Origin of the sequence: Streptomyces sp. NPDC029044, from assembly GCF_040637495.1 — a bacterium.
Classification (GTDB): Bacteria; Actinomycetota; Actinomycetes; order Streptomycetales; family Streptomycetaceae; genus Streptomyces.
Genome location: NZ_JBEZWN010000004.1, coordinates 250,504 through 272,191, shown reverse-complemented (window position 1 = coordinate 272,191; position 21,688 = coordinate 250,504). Strand labels below are relative to the sequence as shown.

The 21,688-nt window shown below is 71.4% G+C and carries 22 protein-coding genes; 10 read left to right on the top strand and 12 right to left on the bottom strand.

Features of this window, described 5'->3' with window-relative positions; genetic code table 11:
* Positions 1-42 precede the first annotated feature (42 nt).
* From AB0E85_RS06135 to AB0E85_RS06125, 3 genes are all read right to left on the bottom strand, one after another.
* A complete protein-coding gene (locus AB0E85_RS06135; protein ID WP_361923026.1) occupies positions 43-1,095 on the bottom strand; it encodes an endonuclease/exonuclease/phosphatase family protein in 1,053 nt (350 codons plus the stop codon).
* Positions 1,096-1,274: 179 nt separating this feature from the next.
* Positions 1,275-1,913 carry a TetR/AcrR family transcriptional regulator gene (locus AB0E85_RS06130; RefSeq protein ID WP_361923023.1) on the bottom strand — a complete coding sequence of 213 codons (639 nt, stop codon included), beginning with the start codon at positions 1,911-1,913 and terminating at the stop codon, positions 1,275-1,277.
* A gap of 70 nt (positions 1,914-1,983) precedes the next feature.
* Complete coding sequence (locus AB0E85_RS06125; RefSeq protein WP_361923020.1) at positions 1,984-3,585, bottom strand: MFS transporter; 1,602 nt, start codon at positions 3,583-3,585, stop codon at positions 1,984-1,986.
* 212 nt (positions 3,586-3,797) lie between these two features.
* Here AB0E85_RS06125 and panB point away from each other — a divergent pair, with 212 nt between their 5' ends.
* The 3 genes from panB (at position 3,798) to AB0E85_RS06110 (ending at position 6,658) form a co-directional block, all read left to right on the top strand.
* Positions 3,798-4,673, top strand: a complete 876-nt coding sequence (gene panB, locus AB0E85_RS06120; protein WP_361923017.1) for a 3-methyl-2-oxobutanoate hydroxymethyltransferase — start codon at positions 3,798-3,800, stop codon at positions 4,671-4,673.
* 153 nt (positions 4,674-4,826) lie between these two features.
* Positions 4,827-5,846, top strand: coding sequence for an ATP-binding cassette domain-containing protein (locus AB0E85_RS06115; protein ID WP_361923014.1), 1,020 nt, complete (start codon positions 4,827-4,829; stop codon positions 5,844-5,846).
* The gene (locus AB0E85_RS06110; RefSeq protein WP_361923012.1) at positions 5,843-6,658 is read left to right on the top strand and encodes an ABC transporter permease; all 816 of its coding nucleotides are present in this window, start codon (positions 5,843-5,845) and stop codon (positions 6,656-6,658) included. Before AB0E85_RS06115 ends, AB0E85_RS06110 begins: the two co-directional genes overlap by 4 nt.
* 20 nt (positions 6,659-6,678) lie before the next feature.
* Here the strand turns inward: AB0E85_RS06110 and AB0E85_RS06105 are convergent, their stop codons facing one another.
* On the bottom strand, positions 6,679-9,942 hold the full coding sequence (locus AB0E85_RS06105) for a BTAD domain-containing putative transcriptional regulator (RefSeq protein WP_361923009.1): 3,264 nt from the start codon (positions 9,940-9,942) through the stop codon (positions 6,679-6,681).
* A 214-nt stretch (positions 9,943-10,156) separates the two neighbouring features.
* Here AB0E85_RS06105 and AB0E85_RS06100 point away from each other — a divergent pair, with 214 nt between their 5' ends.
* Positions 10,157-10,957, top strand: a complete 801-nt coding sequence (locus tag AB0E85_RS06100; protein WP_361923006.1) for a site-2 protease family protein — start codon at positions 10,157-10,159, stop codon at positions 10,955-10,957.
* A 10-nt stretch (positions 10,958-10,967) separates the two neighbouring features.
* On the opposite strand, the gene AB0E85_RS06095 is transcribed toward AB0E85_RS06100, so the two are convergent.
* The 3 genes from AB0E85_RS06095 to AB0E85_RS06085 all read right to left on the bottom strand — a co-directional run bounded on the left by AB0E85_RS06095 (position 10,968) and on the right by AB0E85_RS06085 (position 13,051).
* The gene (locus AB0E85_RS06095; protein WP_361923003.1) at positions 10,968-11,147 is read right to left on the bottom strand and encodes a hypothetical protein; all 180 of its coding nucleotides are present in this window, start codon (positions 11,145-11,147) and stop codon (positions 10,968-10,970) included.
* Between the two features lie 72 nt (positions 11,148-11,219).
* Positions 11,220-11,939: an NADPH-dependent F420 reductase gene (gene npdG / locus AB0E85_RS06090; RefSeq protein ID WP_361923001.1), complete on the bottom strand. Its 720-nt coding sequence runs from the start codon at positions 11,937-11,939 to the stop codon at positions 11,220-11,222.
* Positions 11,940-11,977: 38 nt separating this feature from the next.
* The gene (locus tag AB0E85_RS06085) at positions 11,978-13,051 is read right to left on the bottom strand and encodes a sialidase family protein (protein WP_361922998.1); all 1,074 of its coding nucleotides are present in this window, start codon (positions 13,049-13,051) and stop codon (positions 11,978-11,980) included.
* 118 nt (positions 13,052-13,169) lie between these two features.
* Here AB0E85_RS06085 and AB0E85_RS06080 point away from each other — a divergent pair, with 118 nt between their 5' ends.
* Positions 13,170-13,772: a hypothetical protein gene (locus AB0E85_RS06080; RefSeq protein WP_361922995.1), complete on the top strand. Its 603-nt coding sequence runs from the start codon at positions 13,170-13,172 to the stop codon at positions 13,770-13,772.
* 131 nt (positions 13,773-13,903) lie between these two features.
* Here AB0E85_RS06080 and AB0E85_RS06075 read toward each other — a convergent pair whose 3' ends face one another.
* A complete protein-coding gene (locus tag AB0E85_RS06075) occupies positions 13,904-14,137 on the bottom strand; it encodes a hypothetical protein (RefSeq protein ID WP_031105401.1) in 234 nt (77 codons plus the stop codon).
* A gap of 58 nt (positions 14,138-14,195) precedes the next feature.
* Here AB0E85_RS06075 and map point away from each other — a divergent pair, with 58 nt between their 5' ends.
* The gene (map, locus tag AB0E85_RS06070) at positions 14,196-15,053 is read left to right on the top strand and encodes a type I methionyl aminopeptidase (protein ID WP_033305987.1); all 858 of its coding nucleotides are present in this window, start codon (positions 14,196-14,198) and stop codon (positions 15,051-15,053) included.
* Between the two features lie 106 nt (positions 15,054-15,159).
* On the top strand, positions 15,160-15,807 hold the full coding sequence (locus AB0E85_RS06065; RefSeq protein WP_361922992.1) for a biliverdin-producing heme oxygenase: 648 nt from the start codon (positions 15,160-15,162) through the stop codon (positions 15,805-15,807).
* Between the two features lie 72 nt (positions 15,808-15,879).
* On the opposite strand, the gene AB0E85_RS06060 is transcribed toward AB0E85_RS06065, so the two are convergent.
* From AB0E85_RS06060 to AB0E85_RS06050, 3 genes are all read right to left on the bottom strand, one after another.
* A complete protein-coding gene (locus AB0E85_RS06060; protein ID WP_361922990.1) occupies positions 15,880-16,086 on the bottom strand; it encodes a hypothetical protein in 207 nt (68 codons plus the stop codon).
* 98 nt (positions 16,087-16,184) lie between these two features.
* Entirely contained in the window at positions 16,185-16,862 is a 678-nt protein-coding gene (locus tag AB0E85_RS06055; RefSeq protein ID WP_361922987.1) for a PhzF family phenazine biosynthesis protein, read from the bottom strand.
* A gap of 296 nt (positions 16,863-17,158) precedes the next feature.
* Positions 17,159-17,926: a hypothetical protein gene (locus AB0E85_RS06050; RefSeq protein ID WP_361922985.1), complete on the bottom strand. Its 768-nt coding sequence runs from the start codon at positions 17,924-17,926 to the stop codon at positions 17,159-17,161.
* A gap of 152 nt (positions 17,927-18,078) precedes the next feature.
* On the opposite strand from AB0E85_RS06050, the gene AB0E85_RS06045 reads away from it, so the two are divergent.
* The 3 genes from AB0E85_RS06045 to AB0E85_RS06035 all read left to right on the top strand — a co-directional run bounded on the left by AB0E85_RS06045 (position 18,079) and on the right by AB0E85_RS06035 (position 20,852).
* Positions 18,079-19,215, top strand: coding sequence for a sigma-70 family RNA polymerase sigma factor (locus AB0E85_RS06045; RefSeq protein WP_361922982.1), 1,137 nt, complete (start codon positions 18,079-18,081; stop codon positions 19,213-19,215).
* A gap of 170 nt (positions 19,216-19,385) precedes the next feature.
* The gene (locus AB0E85_RS06040; protein ID WP_361922979.1) at positions 19,386-19,769 is read left to right on the top strand and encodes a hypothetical protein; all 384 of its coding nucleotides are present in this window, start codon (positions 19,386-19,388) and stop codon (positions 19,767-19,769) included.
* Positions 19,770-19,859: 90 nt separating this feature from the next.
* Entirely contained in the window at positions 19,860-20,852 is a 993-nt protein-coding gene (locus tag AB0E85_RS06035; protein ID WP_361922976.1) for a hypothetical protein, read from the top strand.
* A gap of 6 nt (positions 20,853-20,858) precedes the next feature.
* Here AB0E85_RS06035 and AB0E85_RS06030 read toward each other — a convergent pair whose 3' ends face one another.
* A complete protein-coding gene (locus AB0E85_RS06030; RefSeq protein WP_361922973.1) occupies positions 20,859-21,599 on the bottom strand; it encodes a bifunctional DNA primase/polymerase in 741 nt (246 codons plus the stop codon).
* Between the last annotated feature and the right edge of the window lie 89 nt (positions 21,600-21,688).

Below are 21,688 nucleotides of genomic sequence, written 5' to 3'. Positions count from 1 at the left end.
GAGGTTGCGGATTTCTGTCCGGACTGCCCTGACCAGCGGTTTTCAGGAGCCGCTTGTGGTGACCCTCACACGAGCCGCGACCGGCAGATGGTCGCTGCCCGTCTGCGGGAGGGTCCACGAACTCTCCGGCTTCGGGCCCCGCACCATGATCTGGTCGATGCGCGCCATCGGGAACGACGCGGGCCAGCTGAAGCCGAACCCGTTGCCGGCCGCGCCCTGCGTGGAACGCATCTGGGAGGTGACGGCGTTGAGCGCGCGGTCGTTCATCGTGCCGTTCAGATCGCCGAGCAGGACGACGTTCTTCAGCGGTTCGTGGGCGATGGCCTCGCCGAGGTAGTCGGCGCTCCGGTCGCGCTGGCGGGCCGTGAAACCGGCCTCCATCTTCACGCGCACCGAGGGCAGATGGGCGACGTAGACCGCGACCTGCCCGGACGGTGCGGTCACGGTGGCGCGCATCGCGCGCGTCCAGCCCATGTCGAGGTCGACGTCCCGCACGCCGCTCAGCGGGTACTTGCTCCACACCCCGACCGTGCCCTGCACGGAGTGGTAGCGGTACGTCGGCGCCAGCGCCTTCTCGTACGTCGGGACGGCGGCCGGCGTCAGTTCCTCCAGGGCCAGCACGTCCGCGCCGGAGGCGGCCACGTCACGGGCGGTGCCGGCGGGGTCGGGGTTGTCGGCGTTGACGTTGTGCGTGACCACCGTGAGGTCGCCGCCGGTCGCGGTCTTGTCGCTGAGCTGGCCGCCGAAGAGGTTCAGCCAGACCACGGACGGCAGCACCACCGCGATCAGCGCGGTCGCGGACTTGCGGACCAGGGCGAGGACGAGCAGCACCGGGACGAGGAGCCCCAGCCAGGGCAGGAACGTCTCGGTGAGACTGCCCAGATTGCCGATGGTGTTCGGGATGCGCGAGTGCAGCACCATGACCAGGGCCAGCAGCACCGCGCACGCGGCGACGACCAGTCCGCGCCGCCAGATCCGCGGGTCGCCCCGCCAGGGACCCGCCAGCCGGTCGAACAGGCGCCGAAGCCGGGTTCCCCGGTGCTCGGGCCCCGAGCCGCCGTTGTCCGTCTCCGTCATGTACGCCTGCTGCGCCATACCGTCGCCTCACTGCCTGCCGTGCACACCATCGCCCCCGTGTCCTTACGACCCTAGGGGATGATCCGTTCCGTTCCCGCCGTCCTGCGACGGCCGTACGGGGGCGATGACGTCCGAGCCCCCGAGGAGAGTTCCGGTCCCGTCCGCCGAAAGCGCCGTCTGTGACGAAACGCGCACACTCACCCGGGCCGGTGGGACTCGGAACTGACGGGGCGTAGGCCTTCGAGGAGGGTGTCGACGACCTGGCCGGCGAGGTCGGCGGGGAGGTCGGCGTCGGTGTGCAGCACGGCGCGGAGGAGCATCGGGCCGACGAATATGTCGTTCAGCAGTTCGAGGTCGAGGTCCGTGCGCAGTTCGCCGTTCTCCTGGCCGCGGCGCAGAACCTCCAGGCCGAGCCGGCGGCGCGGGGCGACGACGGTGGCGTGGTACGCCGCCCAGAGTTTCGGACTGCTCTTCATCTGGGCCTGCACGCTGTGCAGGATCGCCGAGGAGCGGTTGGCCAGGCCGCGCCGGCGCACCTGTTCCAGCAGGACGACGAGGTCGTCGCGCATGGAAGTGCCGGGGAGCGGCGGGTCGGGGGGTTCGGCGGCGCGTACGACGTCGACGAAGAGTTCCTCCTTGCCGCTCCAGCGGCGGTAGATGGTGGCCTTGCCGACGCCCGCGGTGCGGGCGATGCGCTCGATGGACAGCTCCGCGAGGGGCACGCCCTCCTCCAGGAGCCTCATCACGCCCTCGATGATGGCCCGCTCGACGGCCTCGCTTCTGGGACGCCCCCTCGCGGGGCCGTCGGGCGGGGTGTGCCGTTCGGCGAGGCTCACGTCGCTGCGTCCTTCCTGACGGGGGTGGAGACCGTTCCCGGCTGCGCGGGGAGTGCATTCTCCCGCAGGTCTACGAACCCGTGTGCGACAACTCCTTGTCCCCTTGCGCTCTCTGGGGCGACGGCGGCCTGCCCGGCAGGAACAGCGCCACGACGACCGCGCCGATCAGGGCGACGCCCGCGCCCCACAGGGCGGTGACGTGCATCGCGTGCAGGAACGCGTCGTAGGCCGGGGCCACGAGGGACTCCCCCCGCGGTCCCAGCTTGTCCGCGACGCCGAGCGTGGCCTCGATGGACTCCCCGGCGGTGTGCCGCAGGGCCGGGGGCAGGACGCCTAGCTTGTCCTCGATGCCCGTGCGGTAGGCCGTGGACAGCACCGATCCGAGGACGGCGATGCCGAGGGCGCCGCCGACCTGCCGGAAGGTGTTGCTGAGCGCCGAGGCGGAGCCCGCCTTCTCGCGGGGCAGGGCCTGCATGATGACGACGCTGACCGGCGTCATGATGTGCGCCATGCCGGCACCCATGAGGAAGAAGATCACTTCCAGGATCCAGATGGGCGTGTCCCCGTCCAGGGTGGCGAAGGCGCCCAGCATGGCGGCGATGACGACCATGCCGGCGGTGGTCGTGACCCGGTTGCCGAAGCGGTCGACCACCAGCCGGGCGCGCGGCGCGAAGATCAACTGGGCGGCGGCCAGGGGCAGCATCAGCAGCCCGGTCTGAAGTGGCGAGTACCCGCGCACGCTCTGCGTGTAGAAGACGGAGAAGAAGGTCACACCCATCAGCGCGAAGAAGACCAGCGCCACGGCGGCGATGGCGGCCGAGAAGACCTTGTTCTTGAAGTACGTGACGTCTATCGACGGATGGTCGCTGCGCTTCTCGAACACGACGAACGCCACGAGCACGGCGAGGCCGGCGCCGATGGTCGCCAGCACGGTCGGGTCGGTGAAGTCGGCGAGCTGGCCGCCCTTGATGATGCCGTAGACGAGCAGGACCAGGCCGACGACGGACAGCACGACGCCGACGGGGTCGAGCCGGCCCGGTTTCGGATCGCGGGAGTCCGGCACCAGCCAGAGCATCAGTGCGAGTCCGAGCAGCACGATCGGCACGTTGACGAGGAAGACCGAGCCCCACCAGAAGTGGTCGAGCAGGACTCCGCCGGTGATCGGGCCGATGGCGACGGCGAGGCCGACGCCGCCCGCCCAGATGCCGATGGCCTTGGGCTGCTCCTCGCGCTCGAAGACGTTCATGAGGACGGCCAGGGTGGCGGGCATCACGAACGCGGCGCCCAGGCCCATCACGGCCCGAAAGGTGATCAACTGGCCAGGGGAGCCGGAGAACGCGGCGAGCGCCGAGCCGATGCCGAACACGGCGAGACCGCCGATCAGCACCTTCTTGCGGCCCAGCCGGTCGCCGAGCAGCCCGGCGGTGAACAGCAGGCCCGCGAAGACGAGGGTGTAGGCGTTGATGGCCCACTCCAGCTGGCTCTGCGTGGCGCCGAGGCCGGTGGGGGCCGGGGTGGAGATCGTCTTGATGGCGACGTTCAGGATCGAGTTGTCGAGCACGACGATCAGCAGGCTCAGCATCAGCACGCCGAGGATCGCCCAGCGGCGCCGGTGCACCGCTTCCGGTACGCGCGGGCCGGTGGGGGCGGCCGGTTCGGCAGGAGCAGTCATGGCACCGAGCCTAGAAGCATTTCGATACGAGACCGTCTCGTATTGGAATTCTCTTACCGGGATCTTACGCGGCATTCACGTCCCGGCCCCGGTGGACGCGCGGACGGAACTCACAGGGGCTCCCCTAGCCCTCGATGGCACGAGGTGCCACCATGGACGTGGTCCGGGGACGCCGTCAGGGCGCCTCGAGATGACGTGTTAGGAGCCGTGCAATGACGCAGCTTCCGGCTGCCCAGACTGCTCAGATGAAGCCCTCCGGCAGCGGCAGGGCGCTGTACGGGGGCAAGGGCACCCGCCGTATCACCGTGCGCGACATCGCCGCCGCCAAGGAGCGCGGCGAGAAGTGGCCGATGCTGACCGCGTACGACGCCATGACCGCGTCCGTCTTCGACGAGGCCGGGATCCCGGTGATGCTCGTCGGCGATTCGGCGGGCAACTGCCACCTCGGGTACGAGACGACCGTGCCCGTCACCCTCGACGAGATGACGATGCTGTCGGCGGCGGTCGTACGGGGCACCTCACGCGCCCTGATCGTCGGCGACCTGCCCTTCGGCTCCTACCAGGAGGGTCCGGTGCAGGCGCTGCGCTCGGCGACCCGGCTGGTGAAGGAGGCGGGCGTGCAGGCCGTGAAGCTGGAGGGCGGTGAGCGGTCGTACGACCAGATCCGGCTGCTCGTCGAGTCCGGCATCCCGGTCATGGCGCACATCGGCCTGACCCCGCAGTCGGTCAACGCGATGGGCTACCGGGTGCAGGGCCGCGGCGAGGAGGCGGCCCAGCAACTGCTGCGGGACGCGAAGGCCGTGCAGGACGCGGGCGCGTTCGCGGTGGTGCTGGAGCTGGTCCCCGCGGAGCTGGCCGCCGAGGTGACGCGGGTGCTGCACATCCCGACCGTCGGCATCGGGGCGGGCCCCGAGACCGACGCGCAGGTGCTGGTGTGGACCGACATGCTGGGTCTGACCGGCGGGCGGGTGCCGAAGTTCGTCAAGCAGTACGCGAACCTGCGTGAGGTCATGGGGAGCGCGGCGCAGGCGTTCGCCGAGGACGTGGTCGGCGGAACGTTCCCGCAGGAGGAGAACTCCGTCCACTAGGACGTCACAGAGTCACAGCAGACCACAGCGGTACCACGGACAGCCCGTCGATCTCCCCCAGTCGACGGGCTGTCCCCTTTCGCCGGGACCACCGACAGCGGGTGTCGGCGGCTTGTCGGTGGTTTGTCGGTGGGGCCTGGGACCGTCTGTCCCATGACGCGAATCGACACACAGACCAGCGGCGCCGCTGTCACCGTGCGGGGGCTGGTGAAGCACTACGGGGAGACCAAGGCACTGGACGGGGTCGACCTGGAGGTGCGGGAGGGCACCGTGATGGGGGTGCTCGGGCCGAACGGGGCCGGGAAGACCACCCTGGTGCGGATCCTGTCCACCCTGCTGGCGCCCGACTCGGGGCAGGCCACCGTGGCCGGGTACGACGCCGTACGGCAGCCGCGGCAGCTGCGGCGGGTCATAGGGCTCACGGGCCAGTACGCGTCCGTGGACGAGAAGCTCTCGGGCTGGGAGAACCTGTACATGATCGGGCGGCTGCTCGATCTGCCCCGCAAGGAGGCCCGCGCCCGTGCCGACGGGCTGCTGGAGCGCTTCTCGCTGACCGAGGCGGCCAAGCGGCCGGCGGCGACGTACTCCGGCGGGATGCGGCGCCGGCTGGACCTGGCCGCGTCGATGATCGGCCGGCCGGCCGTGCTCTTCCTCGACGAGCCGACCACCGGCCTCGACCCCCGCACCCGCAACGAGGTGTGGGACGAGGTCAAGCGCATGGTCGGCGACGGGGTCACCGTGCTGCTCACCACCCAGTACATGGAGGAGGCCGAACAGCTCGCCTCCGAGCTGACGGTCGTGGACCGCGGCCAGGTCATCGCCGGGGGCGCGATCGAGGCGCTGAAGGCGAAGGTCGGCGGCCGTGCGCTGCGGATCCGTCCGGCCGACCCCACGCACCTGCGGCCCCTCGCCGGCGCGCTGGACGAGCTGGGGATCACCGGGCTCGCCACCACGACCGTCGACGCCGACCGGGGCGACGTCCTCGTGCCGATCCTCAGCGACGAGCAGCTGACGGCCGTGGTCGGCGCGGTCACCGCGCGCGGCATCACGCTCTCCTCCATCACCACCGAACTGCCCAGCCTGGACGAGGTGTTCCTGTCCCTCACCGGCCACCGTGCCAGTGCCCCGCAGGACGCCGTGCCCGCCGAAGACCTTCAGGAGGCCGCCGTATGAGCGCCGTCACCGTCAACGACGCCGCCTCGGACGCCCGTATCCCGCTGCGCGGCCACCTGCGCCACACCGGGGCCCTGATCCGCCGCAACCTGCTGTGGATCCGCAAGGACCCGGAGTCGATGGCCGACGCGCTGCTGATGCCGGTCATCTTCACCCTGCTGTTCGTCTTCGTCTTCGGCGGCTCCATCGGGCAGGCGCTGGGCGGCGGGCAGGACCGGTACGTGCAGTACGTGATCCCGGGCATGATCGCGATGATGAGCATGACCCTGTCCCAGGGCGTCGGCACCGGCTTCAGCCAGGACTTCAACTCCGGTGTGATGGACCGGTTCCGGTCGCTGCCGATCGGGCGCGGTTCGGTGCTGTTCGCGAAGATCTCGGTGGAGCTGATGCGGATGCTGTTCGCGACCGCTGTGCTGATGATCGTCGCCGTGGCCGTCGGGTTCGAGATCACGAACTGGCCGGGGCTCTTCGCGACCGTGGCCCTGTCCACGGCTTTCGCCTCGTCGATCATGTGGGTGTTCCTCACCCTGGGCGTGATCCTGAAGAACGCGCAGTCCGTGCAGGCGATGGGCTTCCTGGTGCTGTTCCCGCTCCAGTTCGGCTCGTCGATCTTCGCGCCGACCACATCGATGCCGGGCTGGCTCCAGGCGTTCACCGACTACAACCCGCTGTCGACCCTCGCGGACGCCGCGCGCGGACTGATGGTGGGCGGGCCGGTCGCGCACGACCTGTGGGTGACGCTCGGATGGTCGGTGGCGATCACGGCCGTGATGGCGCCGGTCGCGATCCACAAGTTCCGCACGAAGAACTGACCGGACGGCCCGGATCCGCGTCAGAGCAGGGCGGTGGCCTCCTCGGGGGAGAGGCCTCCGCCCTGCGCGTACGCGGACTCGTACGCCGGGTCGCCGAGGACCGCACGCGCCCTTCCTTCCGCCCGCTCACGGACCTCGCGCTCCTGTTGCGGGGCGATGTGGCCGGGCGGCAGCAGGGCGTCGGCGGCGCCGAGACAACGGGCCGCGTCCGCGGCGCGGCGCCCGCCCTCGTGGGCGGCCAGGGCTCCGGCCCCGACGGTCAGGTACACGGCGCGCAAATAGGGTGCGATGGCCGACGACAGCGGGTCGGCGGCGCGCTCCAGGGCCCGGCGGACCCGGTCCAGGCACTCGTCGTAGCGTTCCTCGGCGGCGTCCAGCCACGCTTCGGCGCCGAGGATGAACGCGTCGAAGACGACGAAGTGGGCGATCCGGAAATCCCGGCGCAGCCGCTTCAGCTGCTCGCGTGCCTCCGCGGTGCGGCCCGTCATGCCCAGCCGGCCGGCCAGGAAGAGGCGGGCGGCGGGCATGGCCTCGCTGTGCGAGTCCTCGTGCTGGGCGATCACCTCGCGCAGCAGCCGCTCGCCGCGTTCGTCCTCGCCCGCCTCCAGCAGGGCGCTGCCCAGCCGGGCGCTGAGGACGGCGGCCTGGGCGCGGGCGCCGAGGTGTTCGGCATGGGCGATGGCCGCCTCGTAGTCGGCGGCGGCCAGGGCGTAGTGGCCCTTGCGCTCGTGGGCCTCGGCGCGGGCGGAGAGGGCCTCGGCGGTACCCCAGGCGTCACCGAGGCGCCGGTAGATCTCCAGCGACTCGTCGGCGTCACGGGCCGCGTCACCGGCCCAATCGGTGCGGTTGGCGAGGAAGTTGGCCCGCATCTGCAAGCCGGAGGCGAGCTCCCAGTCGAAGCCCGGGGTCCGTCGGCAGGTGCGGATGGACGCGTCGATGATGACGCGCAGCCGGTCCATGTCGCCGGTCAGCATCACGGCGAAGAACCAGAGCAGGCCGGGGAGCCGGCAGTTCTGCGGCAGGCCGGGCTCGTACGTCCCGGCGATGGCGCGCAGTTTCCGCTGGGACTCCGGGTTCTGCCAGGCGTCCAGCTCGGTGTCCATGCAGGCGAGATGGGCGAGATGGATACCGCGCCGGGCCTCCCACAGGACCTCGCCGGTCATCGGGGGCGGGGCGTCGGTGCAGCGCTGCCACACCGCGGTGGCGGGGCGGACGGGCTCGGTGAACGGGTCGGGGCCGAGCGCCATCACCTCGCGGCACCAGTTGCGCGCCTCGATGCGCAGGTCGCGCATCTGCCAGTACCAGACGAGGGACAGCGCCAGGCACAGCGCCTCCTGCTCGTCGCGCAGGGCGACGGCGTGCCGCAGCGCGGTGCGCAGGTTCTCGTACTCGCGCTCCAGCCGGTGGATGGCGGTGAGCTGGCCGGGGCCGCGCAGCAACGGGTCGGTGACACGGGCCAGTTCACGGAAGTACGTCAGGTGGGCCCGCTCGGTCTCGGCGCGCTGCCCGGACTCGTCCAGCCGCTCGGCGGCGTACTCGGCGACGGTCTCCAGCAGCCGGTAGCGCATCTCCCCGTCGGCGGAGCCGTCCGGCGGGGCGGCCACGACCAGGGAGCGGTCGACGAGTGAGCCGAGCACCTCCAGGGCGGCCGGTCCGCACACGGCCTCGGCGGCGGGCAGGTCGCAGCCGCCGGCGAACACCGACAGCCGCCGCAGGACGTCGCGTTCCTCCGCGTCGAGCAGGTCCCAGGACCAGTCGACGACCGCTCTGAGGGTCTGCTGGCGGGGCAGGACGGTGCGGCTGCCGGAGGTGAGGAGACGGAAGCGGTCGTCCAGCCGGTCGGCGATCTGGCGGGGTGTGAGCATCCGCAGCCGGGCGGCGGCCAGTTCGATGGCCAGCGGCAGGCCGTCGAGGCGGCGGCAGATCTCGGCGCACGCCCCGGGGTCGTCCTCGATCCGGAAGCCGGGCCGGGCCGCCGCGCCCCGGTCGGCCAGCAGCCGCAGCGCGACCGGCTCGGGCAGCGGCTCCACGGGCCGCAGCAACTCGCCAGGCACGCCGAGGGGTTCACGGCTGGTGGCCAGGACGGTCAAGTCCGGGCAGCGCTCCAGCAGTTCCTCGGTGAGCCGGGCGGCGGCGTCGACGACGTGTTCGCAGTTGTCGAGGATCAGCAGCATGCGGGGGCGGGCGCAGTGCTCGGCGAGCCGCTCGACGGGGTCGTCGAGCCGGTCGGCGACGGCGGCGCGGATGCCCTCGGCGCCGGCTCCGTACAGCACGGTCTCCCGGGCGCCGACGGCGGTGAGCACGGCCTCCGGCACGGCGTCCGGGTCGTCGACGGGGGCGAGTTCGGCCAGCCACACGCCGCCGGGCATGGCCTCGCGCACGGTCTCCGCGGTCTCCTGCGACAGCCGGGTCTTCCCGGCGCCGCCGGGGCCGAGCAGCGTGACCAGCCGGGCTTCCGCGAGATCTCCGCGGATGGTCTCGATGTCGGTCTCCCGGCCGATGAACGAGGTGAGGCGGGCCCGGAGGTTGCCGGCCGACCGGGCCGGCGCGGGCACGGATGTGTCCCCCAGCCGGAGCAACTCCGTGTGCAGGGCGCGCAGTTCCGGACCCGGGTCGGCCCCGAGGCGGTCGGCGAGGAGACGCCGGACGTCCTCGTAGGCGTCCAGTGCCTCCGCCGCGCGTCCGGCGTCCCGCAGGGCGCGCAGCCGCAGGGCCTGGAGGGGCTCGTCCAGGGGGTGGCTGTCGCACAGGGCGGTCAGCTCCGGCAGCGACTGCTCGGCCCCGCCCAGGGCGAGGGCGGCGGTGTGCCGGGCCCGGAGCGCGTCCAGGCGGCGGGTGTCCAGGCGGGCCGCCTCGGCGGTGCGGTCGGGCAGGTCGGCGAGAGCGGGGCCGCGCCACAGGGCGAGGGCGTCGTCGAGGACCACGGCGGCCTTGGCGGGGTCGCCGTCGGCCAGCGCCCGCAGCCCTTCGCCGGCCAGCCGCTCGAACCGGTGCAGGTCGACGTCGTCGGGCGCGGCCGTGAGCCGGTACCCGCCCTCGGCGGAGGCGACCGCGCCCGCCCCGAGCGCCCGCCGCAACCGCCCGACCAGTGCCTGAAGCGCCCCCGGCGCGTCGGCGGGCGGCTGCCCGCCCCACACCTCGTCGACGAGCAGCCCCACGGGCACGGTCCGTCCGGCCCGCAGCGCGAGCACGGTCAGCAACGCGCGCAGCCGCGCCCCGCCTACCGGAACGACCGACCCGTCACTGCGGAGCGCCTGCGTGGTGCCGAGGATGCGGTAGTGCACGGGCTCATTGTCTCCGGTGTTACGGGGGTGGGTCACGGCGGTTGGCGGCGCGGCGGGGCGTCGCAGCTCTCCATCTGCCAGTCCTCGTGGAACACGTGCCACAGCCCCATGCCCCCAGCCTCCCCGGAACCGACCGCCCCGCGCGAGACGTTTTTCACCTGTGCCCGGTACCGTCGGGCCGTCCCACCCGGTGTCGACGAGTGCAGGGAGCCCCATGACCACCGCCACCACCCGCCACAGCGAGCGGCGTATCAGTCCCGTCTTCATCGGGATCGTCGCCGTGACGGCGGTCACGGGATGGGCGACCTGGACCGGGTTCGCCGAGCAGCCCGGCGTCGCCGTGTTCCTGTTCGTGACGGCGGCGTGGATCGTCTCCCTGTGTCTGCACGAGTACGCGCACGCCCGCACCGCCCTGCACAGCGGCGACATCTCCATCGGCGCCAAGGGCTATCTGACCCTCAACCCGCTGAAGTACACACACGCCCTGCTCAGCATCGTCCTCCCGGTGATCTTCGTGATCATGGGCGGGATCGGACTGCCCGGCGGCGCCGTGTTCATCGAGCGGGGCCGGATCCAGGGGCGCTGGAAGCACAGTCTGATCTCGGCGGCGGGCCCGCTGACGAACGTGCTGTTCGCCGTCGTCTGCACCGCCCCGTTCTGGCTGGACGCGCTGGACGGCGTGCCGAACGACTTCCGGTTCGCCCTCGCCTTCCTCGCCCTGCTCCAGGTGACGGCGGCGCTGCTGAACTTCCTGCCGGTGCCGGGCCTGGACGGCTACGGCGTCATCGAGCCCTGGCTGTCGTACGGCATCCGGCGCCAGGTGGAGCCGTTCGCGCCGTTCGGTCTGCTGTTCGTGTTCGCGCTGCTGTGGCTGCCTGCGGTGAACGGCGTCTTCTTCGACGTGATCGACACGATCCTGAAGTCCCTCGGCATCAGCGACGTCGAGACGTACTGCGGTCAGGAGCTGTACCGCTTCTGGCAGGGCTCGAACGAGTTCTGCTCGGCGGCCCCCTGACGGGCGCGGGTCAGCCGGCGACGGACTTCCGCTGCTTGGCGCGCTTGACGTAGTACCAGCACATGTTGGACGACAGGCCCGCCAGCAGCACCCACACGATCCCCAGGAAGCTGCCCCGCGTGAAGGAGACCACGGCGGCGGCCACGGAGAGCACGCAGACGATCAGGGCGTAGAGGGCGAGGCGGGGCATGGGGTCGACTCCTGTCGGGGGACACTGCGGCACTGCTGGTGCCGTCCAGTGTCCCCCATGCCCGTCACCGGCTCACACGTCGGTGACGCGCAGGCCCGCGTGCGCCTTGTACCGGCGGTTCACGGAGATCAGGTTCGCCACCAGCGACTCCACCTGGTGGGCGTTGCGCAGCCGTCCGGCGAAGATGCCGCGCATGCCGGGGATGCGGCCGGCGAGGGCCTGGACGATCTCGACGTCGGCGCGGACCTCGCCGAGCACCATCACGTCGGTGTCGATCTCGTCGATCTCCGGGTCCTGGAGCAGCACGGCCGACAGGTGGTGGAAGGCGGCCGTGACCCGGGAGTCCGGCAGCAGGGCGGCGGCCTGCTCGGCGGCGCTGCCCTCCTCGGGCTTGAGGGCGTAGGCGCCCTTCTTGTCGAAGCCGAGCGGGTTGACGCAGTCGACGACGAGCTTGCCGGCCAGTTCCTCGCGCAGGGATTCGAGGGTCTTGCCGTGGCCGTCCCAGGGCACGGCGACGATCACGATGTCGCTGCGGCGGGCGGTCTCGGCGTTGTCGGCGCCCTCGACGCCGTGGCCGAGCTCGTCGGCGGCCGCCTGGGCGCGGTCGGCGGCACGCGAGCCGATGATCACCTTCTGGCCGGCCTTGGCGAGCCGGTAGGCCAGGCCCTTGCCCTGCGGCCCGGTCCCGCCGAGCACCCCCACCACGAGTCCGGAGACGTCGGGCAGGTCCCAGGGGTCCTTGGCGGGGGCCTTCTGGGCGTGGTCGGCGGCAGCACTGTCGGTAGAGGTCATGGCCCCGACTCTACGGCCGCGTCACCGCGCCGGGAGGCTCAGGTCAGCTCCGTCACGGGAACCCGCCGGAAGGTGATCGTCTCGTAGGCGCTGAAGTCCCCGGTCTCGTAGAGCAGGCCCACGGTGCCGGCGTCGACGCGTACGAGATCCGAGTACGCGGCGGGCAGGCCGTCCACGGTGTACGCCGGACGCCAGGTGGTGCCGCCGTCGGTGGAGGCACGGATCGTCATCAGGGCGCGGAAGCCCGGGTCGGCGGGGCCGGAGTACAGGAGCAGGTCGGGGTCGCGGAGCTGGAGGACGGCGGCCTCGCAGACGGGGGCGGTGAGCCCGGCCTGGGGGCGGAAGGGCTTCACCAGGGTCCGGCCGCCGTCGGCCGAGTGGGCGTCGGCCCGGGTGCCGGGTGAGGGCGAGTCGTTGCGGGTGTTGAAGTAGACGCGGCCGTCGGGGAGTTCGGCGGCGGTGGTCTCGTTGGCGTTGATGTACCCGTCGGGGTCGTCGTCGACGTAGCCGATCCGCCAGGTGGTGCCCTCGTCGTCGCTGAGCAGGCAGTGGCCGCCGTTGTACTTGCCCTCGGTGCCGTTGTCGGTGCCGGCGGGCGGCAGGGAGTGGTTGGCGGGGACGACGACCCTGCCGGTGTTCAGCTGGATCGCGTGGCCGGGGGTGGTGGCGTACCAGCGCCACTCGGGCCGCTTGGCCTGCTGGGTGATCTCCCTCGGCGCGGACCAGGTGCGGCCCTCGTCGTCGCTGTGCCGAACCCAGACGCGGCGTCGGTCCGCCGCGCTCACCTTGCCGCGCCGGATGGCGTCCTCGGTGGCGAGGGCCGCGTTGCGCACGTGCACGAGGAGGACGCGGCCGGTGCGCAGGACGACGGGCGCGGGGTTGCCCGCGAGGGCGTCGCCGTTGCGGGCGGCGACCTGGAGGGGGCCCCAGGTGCGGCCGCCGTCCGTGGAGCGTTTCAGCACGATGTCGATGTTCCCGAAGTCGTCCCGGGAGCCGACCCGGCCTTCGCAGAAGGCGAGCAGGTCACCGGTGCCGGTGGCGACGACGGCGGGGATACGGAAACTGGCGTACCCCTCCTGTCCGGCGCGGAAGGGGACGCTGGTCTCGGTCATCGGCGGGTTCCTCCGGTCGTTCGACGGCGGTACGGATGACCGGTCGGCCTACCCAGCCCGGGCGAATGCGGGGTGAACCGCACGTCACGAGTGACTGTTCGGGGCAGGATGCGCTCCCATGGATGCGGTTCGGGTCGCGTTGCTGCGGGAAGTGCTCGCCGGGACGGAGTGGCTGGGGGCGACGCGGCGGTTCGCCGGGGCGCTGCGCGGCTCGGTGGTGTCGCACGGAGGCGGCCTGCTGCTGGTCGGCACGCCGCAGTACGAGCCGTGGCATCTCGCCGCGCACCTGGTGGACGAGGCCGCCTGGTCGGGCACTCCGGAGCTGGCCCCGACGCTGGTGCGGCACGACGCGCGCCCCTCGGACCCGGCGCATCTGGCGGTCGGTCTGGGCCGGCTGGAGGCGGCCCGGCGGGGCGAGACGCTGCTGGTGGTCGCCCCCGCGACGCCCGCCGCACCCCTCGCGGAACGGGTCTCCGACGCCCGTCGGGCCGGAGCGACGGTCCTGGCCCTCGGCCCCGGGCAGGGCGAGCTGCCGTCCCTGGCGCACGAGGTCCTGGCCGTGCCCGACGGTTCGGAACTGGACCTCGACACGGTGCAGCACCTGGTCAGCGCGGCGGCCGGGGAGAACGCCCTGCCGACCCCGCGCGGGCGGCGCCGCTTCCGGGACCGGGTGGCGCGCCTTGCGGAGCATCTGACGGCTCCTCCGCCGGCCCGCTGGTGAGGTCCGGGCGTCCCAGGGCCTGTCGTTTGGATCAGGCCACAGACGCGGGGCCCGACCCGAACGACAGGCCCTGGGTGAGCCGGAGCGAACGCCCGGGTCCGCGGCTGTCGCGGACCCGGGCGTCGGCGGGATCAGCTCTCGTCGTCCCGGCTGCCCGCCGGGGCGTCGTGCCACTTGGGGTCGTTCTCCCACTGGAGGTTGCGCTCGCGGGCGGTCGCCATCGCGTGTTCGGCCTCCGTGCGGGAGGCGTACGGCCCGAACCGGTCCTTGTTGGGGCACTCCGGCCCCTCCTCGACCTTCTTGTGTTCCAGGCAGTAGTACCACTCACCCGGCTTGCCGACCGTGCGCTTCTTGAACAGGGCCATGACCAGCTCCTCTCGCCATCGACATGTTCCCCCATGGCCGCTGGTTAGACTCGCTGGCATGTCTGGCCAGTCGCTGCTCGTACCGGGGGAGCTGTCCCCCACCCGTCCCGTGCCCGGAAACATCCGCCGCCCCGAATACGTCGGCAAGCCCGCGCCGACGCCGTACACCGGACCGGAGGTGCAGACGCCCGAGACCATCGAGGCGATGCGCGTGGCCGGCCGGATCGCGGCCCGGGCGATGGCGGAGGCCGCGAAGCTGATCGCCCCCGGGGTGACCACGGACGAGCTGGACAGGGTCGCGCACGAGTACATGTGCGACCACGGCGCCTACCCCTCGACGCTGGGCTACCGGGGATTCCCGAAGTCGCTGTGCTCGTCGGTCAACGAGGTCATCTGCCACGGCATCCCGGACTCGACGGTGCTGCGCGACGGCGACATCGTCAACCTCGACGTGACGGCGTACATCGGCGGTGTGCACGGCGACAACAACGCCACCTACCTGGTGGGTGACGTCGACGAGGAGTCGCGGCTGCTGGTGGAGCGGACCCGGGAGTCCCTGGAGCGGGCGATCAAGGCGGTCAAGCCGGGCCGGCAGATCAACATCATCGGCCGGGTCATCGAGTCGTACGCCAAGCGCTTCGGCTACGGGGTGGTCCGCGACTTCACCGGGCACGGCATCAACTCGTCGTTCCACTCGGGCCTGATCATCCCGCACTACGACAGCCCGCACGCGACGACGGTCATCCAGCCCGGCATGACGTTCACGATCGAGCCGATGCTGACGCTCGGGACGCACGAGTACGACATGTGGGACGACGGCTGGACGGTCGTGACGAAGGACCGGAAGCGGACGGCCCAGTTCGAGCACACGCTGGTGGTGACGGACTCGGGCGCGGAGATCCTGACGCTGCCGTAACCCCGCCGCCCGCACACCGCCACCCGGCCCGCCCTCTCCCGCGAGGGCGGGCCGTTCCTTTCGGTGCCGGGGTTTTTACCGACAGCCCGTCGGGAAAAGTAGCCCCATGGAATCCTTCTCCTCGCTCCTTCGTACCGCTTCCCGTGAGCAGCACGAGGAGGTCAGGGGCTCGACCTTCATCGGCGACCTGCTGGGCCACAAGCTGGGGGTCGACGCGTTCGCGCGCTACACGGAGCAGTTGTGGTTCGTGTACGGCGCGCTGGAGACCGGCGCCCGCCGGCTCGCCGCGGATCCGGTGGCCGGCCCCTTCGTCCGGCCGGAGCTGTTCCGCATCGCGGCGCTGGAGCGGGACCTGGAGTACCTGCGCGGCCCCGGCTGGCGGAGGACGGCCGGCGCGCTGCCGGCCACCCTGGAGTACGCCGAGCGGATCACGGAGTGCGTCAGCGACTGGCCGGCCGGCTACATCGCCCACCACTACACCCGCTACCTCGGCGACCTCTCGGGTGGGCAGATCATCCGCGACACGGCCGAGCGGAACTGGGGCTTCCCGAAGAAGGGCGACGGGGTCCGCTTCTACGTCTTCGAGGAGATCCCCAACCCGGCCGCCTTCAAGCGGACCTACGCGCAGCTGCTGGACGCGGTGCCCGGTGACGAGCTGGAGCGGCAGCGGATCGTGGCCGAGTGCAAGCGGGCGTACGGGCTGAACAACGCGGTGTTCGAGGCGCTGGGCGCGGAGTTCCCCCTGACGGCGTGAAGGGGCGGGGCCCCCTCGCGCGCGGCGAGGGGGCCCCGGTGCCGGCTCGCAGGGGAGCCGGGCCTGTCCTGCTCAGATGTCGAACGGACCGTTGTGGCAGACGGCCCCGCCCCACTCGATCTCGGCGGTCTCGGCCTCGAGCTCACCGAAGTACGGGCTGCACGCCACGTGGTGGTCGTCGCGGTACTCCGCGTCGTCGTTGGCGGAGGCCGCAGCCACACCGGTGGCGGACAGGGCGGCGGTCAGGGCGACGACGGCCAGAGCGGATCGAATGCGCATGAGATTCCTCTCGCGGTGGTGCTTGGTCACGCCCAGTGGTCCCCGTTCACCGCCGCCCACACACGCTGTTCCACCCGTACGGCCGCGCTCCGTCCGGGTCAGCGTTCGAGGCGGACGCGGCCGCCGACCTCGGTCCATCCGCCCGGCTGGGGCGCGGTCAGGATCTGGGAGCCCGCGCCCTGGGTGATGTTCAGGGCCCGGCCCAGGCGGTCGGTGAGCAGCAGGGCCGCGGCCCCGGTCGCCTCGTCCTCGTCGATGCCGTCGCCCCGGCCGGGGAAGGCCCGGGCCCGGATCCGCCCGGCGGGCTCGTCCTCCCACGCCCAGGCGTACACCCTCCCCCACTGCCCGAAAGGCGTGGGCGGTGCCCCCACCCCCGGCGGCGGCACGGCCAGGTCGTCGACCTCGGCGGCACTGCCGTACCGGCGCAGCGTCCGCGGCGGCACCCACTCCGCCCGGGCCTCGATCCAGCAGAACTCCCCGTCCTGCCGGGCGCCGACCACCCCGGCGGGCGTGACCAGTTCGGGCACGTCGAGCAGCCATGCCGTGCCGACGCAGGGGTGCCCGGCGAAGGGCAGCCGCAGGGCCGGGGTGTAGATGTCGATCACTCCGCGCTCGGGATCGTCGACGAACACCGTCTCGCTGAATCCGGCCTTCGCGGCGAACGCCTGCCGTTCCTCCGGCTCGGGCATCACGGATCCCTCGCGTACGACCCCGAGTTCGTTGCCGTACCCGCCGTTCGGCCCGCAGAAGACGCGGAGCACGTCGTAGTCAGTCACGAGGGGCATTCTCGCCGGTCAGGGGCGCACCGGTGACCCAGGGGTCGCGATGCGACCTTTGACCTTCCCTTGACGCACCCATGGGGGCGATTTTGAGCCACCTCATGCGACCCGCCCGTCCCGCTTCCGTCGCCGGCTGCACCGAGAAGAGCGGCGCGAAGGACGGCCGACCCCACGACACTCAAGTAGCGGTAGCGCTCCTGTACTTGATCCCGGCCCTGGCCCTGCTCCTGGCTCTGACCCGGACCCCGGTGAAGGAGCCGGTACGCGACGGGGCGTGACAACACACCGCCACTTCACGCCCCCGCGAACGGGCTGCGGGTGGCGGCGAGCCCATCACTGGTCACGGTGGCCGCGATGCCGACCAGGAGGGGATGACTGGCAGCCACGGCTCGCATCAGACTGGTAGGGCTCGTACGGCTGTCGAGGCGACGACCGCGGCTGCTGGTCAGCAGTGGGCCGGTGGCCGGGAAGCTGTGAGGGGCCGCCGTTCGGCGGTGAGGGAAGTAGTCATCGACCGCAGCCGCAACGGGTAGTGGGACCGAACGGGTTTCGGTGTTGCCGCCCTTGAGCCGGATACGAGCGGTGAGGTGCTCGTCTTTCATCCAGTCGCTGAGGTCGATGGCGACGGCTTGGTGCGCACGGAGATCCATGCCGAGGATCAGGTAGCCGAGAGCGCGGGTGCGTTGGGGCAGAGGGCCGCGGTAGTGGTCGAGGGCACTCAGGAAGAGGGCGGCCTGGGAGTCGTCGAGCGCCGGCCGGCCGGGTGGGAGGTGCGTGACACAAGGCCGGAGATCGCGCTCGGCGGGGTTGTCGATGAAGGCGTCGTAGGTCTGGGCATGGTTGTAGAAGCCGCGGAGCGATGAGACACGGCGCGCTTTGGTACGGGGCCTGGCACCAACCGCCGACCAGGCGTCGACGTCGTCGCGATCGGCTGACCAAACGCGTGCACCGATGTAGACAAGCCAGGCGTTCACCTCGGAACGGTATGCGTCGCAGCTGCGTTGTCGGAGAGGGGCACGCTTCAGCCAGTCATCGAGCACCTCGTAGGGATCGGGCTCCATGCTTCGGATGGTACGGCCGCCCTTCCGCCTGTTATCCCAAGTGACCGTCTTGGGAGTCGTGTCTTCCCTGGTCACAGCGGTTCACCGCATCCCGTCGCTTTTCGCCCCAATAAGTAGGAGGGCCCGCAGGGTCCGCGGAACGAGGAGCACTGATGGCCAAGGCCGGTACCCCAACGGCGACGACCCCGGCCGCATCGTCGGTCGAACGGGACCTGATCGCCGAGCTCATACTGGTCCGTCAGCACCTTCGGCGGCTGGAGAGCGGCCCTGTGATCACCGGTGCCCACAAGGTCGCTCGTAACCTCGGCCCGGTTCTGGAACCGGTCTGGGGCCTCATCGCCGACTCCAGTGACGGCGTCGGGTACCTCCGGCAGTACGGAGCCGGCCAAGCTGCGCCCGCTGCGAAGAAGGCCAACATCGCTGTCACCACAAAGGCTGTCCGGGCCTACAGGAAGCTCAACCTCGTCGGTCCTGAGCGTCACCAGGTCTGGGCGGCTCTTTCCAACCCCGCCGAATCTCTGCTGCGGACGGTCCGCGCGCCGTTGCCTTCTCCGGCCGAGAGCGACGGCACCACTGTCGGCCTGCACCTGAGTATCCGGCCGACTCTCCCCGCAGTGCTTCATCTCGACTGGGACGACGACCGCGATGTCGTTCCAGCACTGCGAGCCGTCCTGCGACGCTGGTGCGATCTGGCGTACCGGGCGGGCGGCACGACGGGGGAGCTGGCTCGCGTGACGCTGGCATCCGCCCTGCTGGCTCGAGGGGCCGCGCTCGACGGTGACGTCGCCACCGTCCGCTGGTTCGTGGAGCGTTGGCTCGGACTCGACCCGTCCGACACCCGTGTGGACGGCGCGACCGCCGCTCTGCTCGAGAACAACTGGATCCGCAACCGCGTCGACAACCAACTCTCCGTGGTCATCGACACCGTCACCCAGCTCCGGTTGGACGCAACCCATCAGCACCGGCTTCACCGCCCGGCCTGGGAGACCCAGTTGAAGGGCATCCCCTTGGCTCTCCTGTCCGACCAGCCTCTCGACATCCCGAATCACGACGAGGACCCGGCCGAGGCCGCCACCCGCGTTCTCCTCGCCGAGCAGGTGCGATCCGTCCTCGACACCCTCAGCGAGAGGGAGGATCGGGTGATCACCGCGCTCGTCATGGAGGGCAAGAGCCAGAAGAGGGTGGCGGAGGAGTACGGCATTTCGACCTACGCAGTCAGGAAGGTCTACGGAAACGCCCTGCGTAAACTTCAGCATCCCAGTCGGTCTCAGGTCCTCAAGGACTACTAGTCCCTCTCCCGAGAACACCGGCCGCTCTACTGCCGTACTCCGCTACTCGGAGAGCCGGTGGCTCAGCGGTGTGGTCGTTTCCACCACCACGACGGGTGAATCCACGCCGACCGCTCGGCACGGCTGCCGCCGACGAGCGACGAGAACTGCAATCCGAAGGACCGGGTTCCATGAAGTGCATCCCCCTTTGTGCCGCCCACGGCTACGTCCAGTCGGGCACGGCAAGGTTGGCCCTCGATCAGCATCTCGGCATCAGCGGGACCGGCATGAGCATCTTCCGGGACGCGATGCCGGAGTTCCTCGGTGGCCTCGCCGTCGTGCTCGTGGTCGCCGTCTTTGGGATGTATGTCCAGCGCAGGCGTAACAAGCTGCGCCGGTACACCCTGCTCAACAGCGTGGACCCGGAAGGTAACCCGGTCCTCCATGTCACGACGCGCCGCGCGGGCATCGTCATCAGGCGCGACGTCGGCCACGGTCCGGAGCGCTTCGAGCTCACCGATGTGCAGTTGCCCGACAACACCTACGCGGCAGAGCCCCTGGACCGTTTCGCCTAGCGGTGTCAGGCGGACGCACCCACCCCGCGCCCGACCGCCGGAGGCACCCGGTAGGGTTCGCCTCCGGAAAGGGGAAGGTGAAGGTACCCGATGAGCAGGGATCGCGACCCTCGAACGCTCCGCAGGCCCGCCCGGAGCGCCCTCATAGCAACCTCGGTGACCGCTTTGTCGCTGACGGCCAGTGGATGCGTCGTCGTGCACGGCGAACGCGAGATCCTCCCGTCCACGACCCGGGCCGAAGCCGCAAAGGCCCTCCAGGAGTTCACGGCCGCGTACAACGAAGCCGACAAGGCCTACGACGGCACCCTGGACGCCGACCACACCACCGGCGCCCTCGCCGACATCGACTCGGCCCGCCTCAAGGCCGGGAAGGCGAACAACCCGGACGGCAACCCGAACCACACCCCGCTGACGCTGACGGACGCGAAGTTCACGATCCCCAAGAAGGCCGGCTGGCCCCGCTGGTTCGTCGTCGACGCGGCCGGCAACAAGGGCGGCACCGCCCGCTGGCTGCTGGTGTTCACCCGCAGCAGCCTGGACGACCCGTTCCAGGTGGCGTACCTGACGCTCGTCGCCCCCGGCAAGGTCCCGCAGTTCAAGAAGGACGCCGACGGCTGGGCCGAGCCCGTCCCCGTGAACTCCCCCGGCCTGGCCACGGACCCCGGCGACCTGAGCCGGACGTACACGACGTATCTGAAGAACGGCGGAGAGACCTTCACGGACGGCCCCCACACCAGCCAGTGGCGTGCCGCGCGGCAGAAGAACTCCAAGAAGCCGGGCATGGTCACCCAGTACATCGACGAGCCGCTGACGAACGGCGACTACGCCCCCCTGGCGCTGCGCACGGCGGACGGCGGAGCGCTGGTGTTCTTCACCACCCGTCACTTCGAGAAGCAGACCGCCTACGCGGGCACGTCCGTCCCCACCCCCAACAAGGACGTCCTCGCCCTGACGAAGGGCGAGATCAAGCAGTCCTTCACGATGGAGTTCGTCTCCAACGAGGTGGCGCTGGACCCCAAGGGCCAGGGAAAGGTGACGATCCTGGGCAGGATCCAGGGCCTGACGTCGGCGGTCGGTTCGTAGCGGGGCTCAGTGCCGAAGGGGCCAGCCCGCGCCGGCGGAGTGGTCCGCGTCCTCACCGATGTGGCGCGCACAGACCTCCGTGAGCACCTCCAGCAGGCTCAGCGGATCCGGCAGCGCGTGCTCCGGCCCACGGACCCACCGCACCCCCTGGCCCTCACCGGGCAGCCGCGCCGGCGGTACGAGGACGTAGGAGCCCCGGCAGTGCCAGCGCAGCCCGGGGTGCTCGTCCGCCGTCTCGGGGTGGCAGTCCAGTTCGCACGGCCACCACTCGTCCTCGTCCTCGGGAGTGCCGCGGGTGAGCGTGAAGAAGAGGAGGCGGCCGTCGTCGCTCTCGGCGACCGGCCCGACCTCGACACCGGCGGCGAGCAGCCGCTCCAACGCGTCGCGACCGGCATCGAGGGGCACGTCGAGGACGTCGTGCACCATGCCGGTCGCGGTGATGAAGTTGGCCTGCGGCTGGTGGCGGGCCCAGCGCTCGATCTGGGCGCGGTCGGTGGTGGACTGCGTCTGCCAGGCGAAGGACACCGGGTGCCGGGCGGGGGTGGGACAGCCGACCCGGTCGCAGGAGCAGCGGTACCCGGCCGCCGGATGGGCCGCGGGCGCGAGGGGCAGTCCCGCGTCGGCGGCGGCGAGCAGCAGGGCCTCACGGCCGCCGTCCCCGGCGGTCTCCTTCGGCCGGCGCCCGGCGCGCAGCCACTGGGTGAGTTTGCCCTGCAGGCCGGTCCGGCCGCCGAACTCCGCGCTCATCTATCCCCTCGCCTCGCCGTCGTGCGGAACAGCATGCCTCATGGTGCCATCATCCCGTGCACCGGGGGGCCAGTGCCCACCATCCAGGA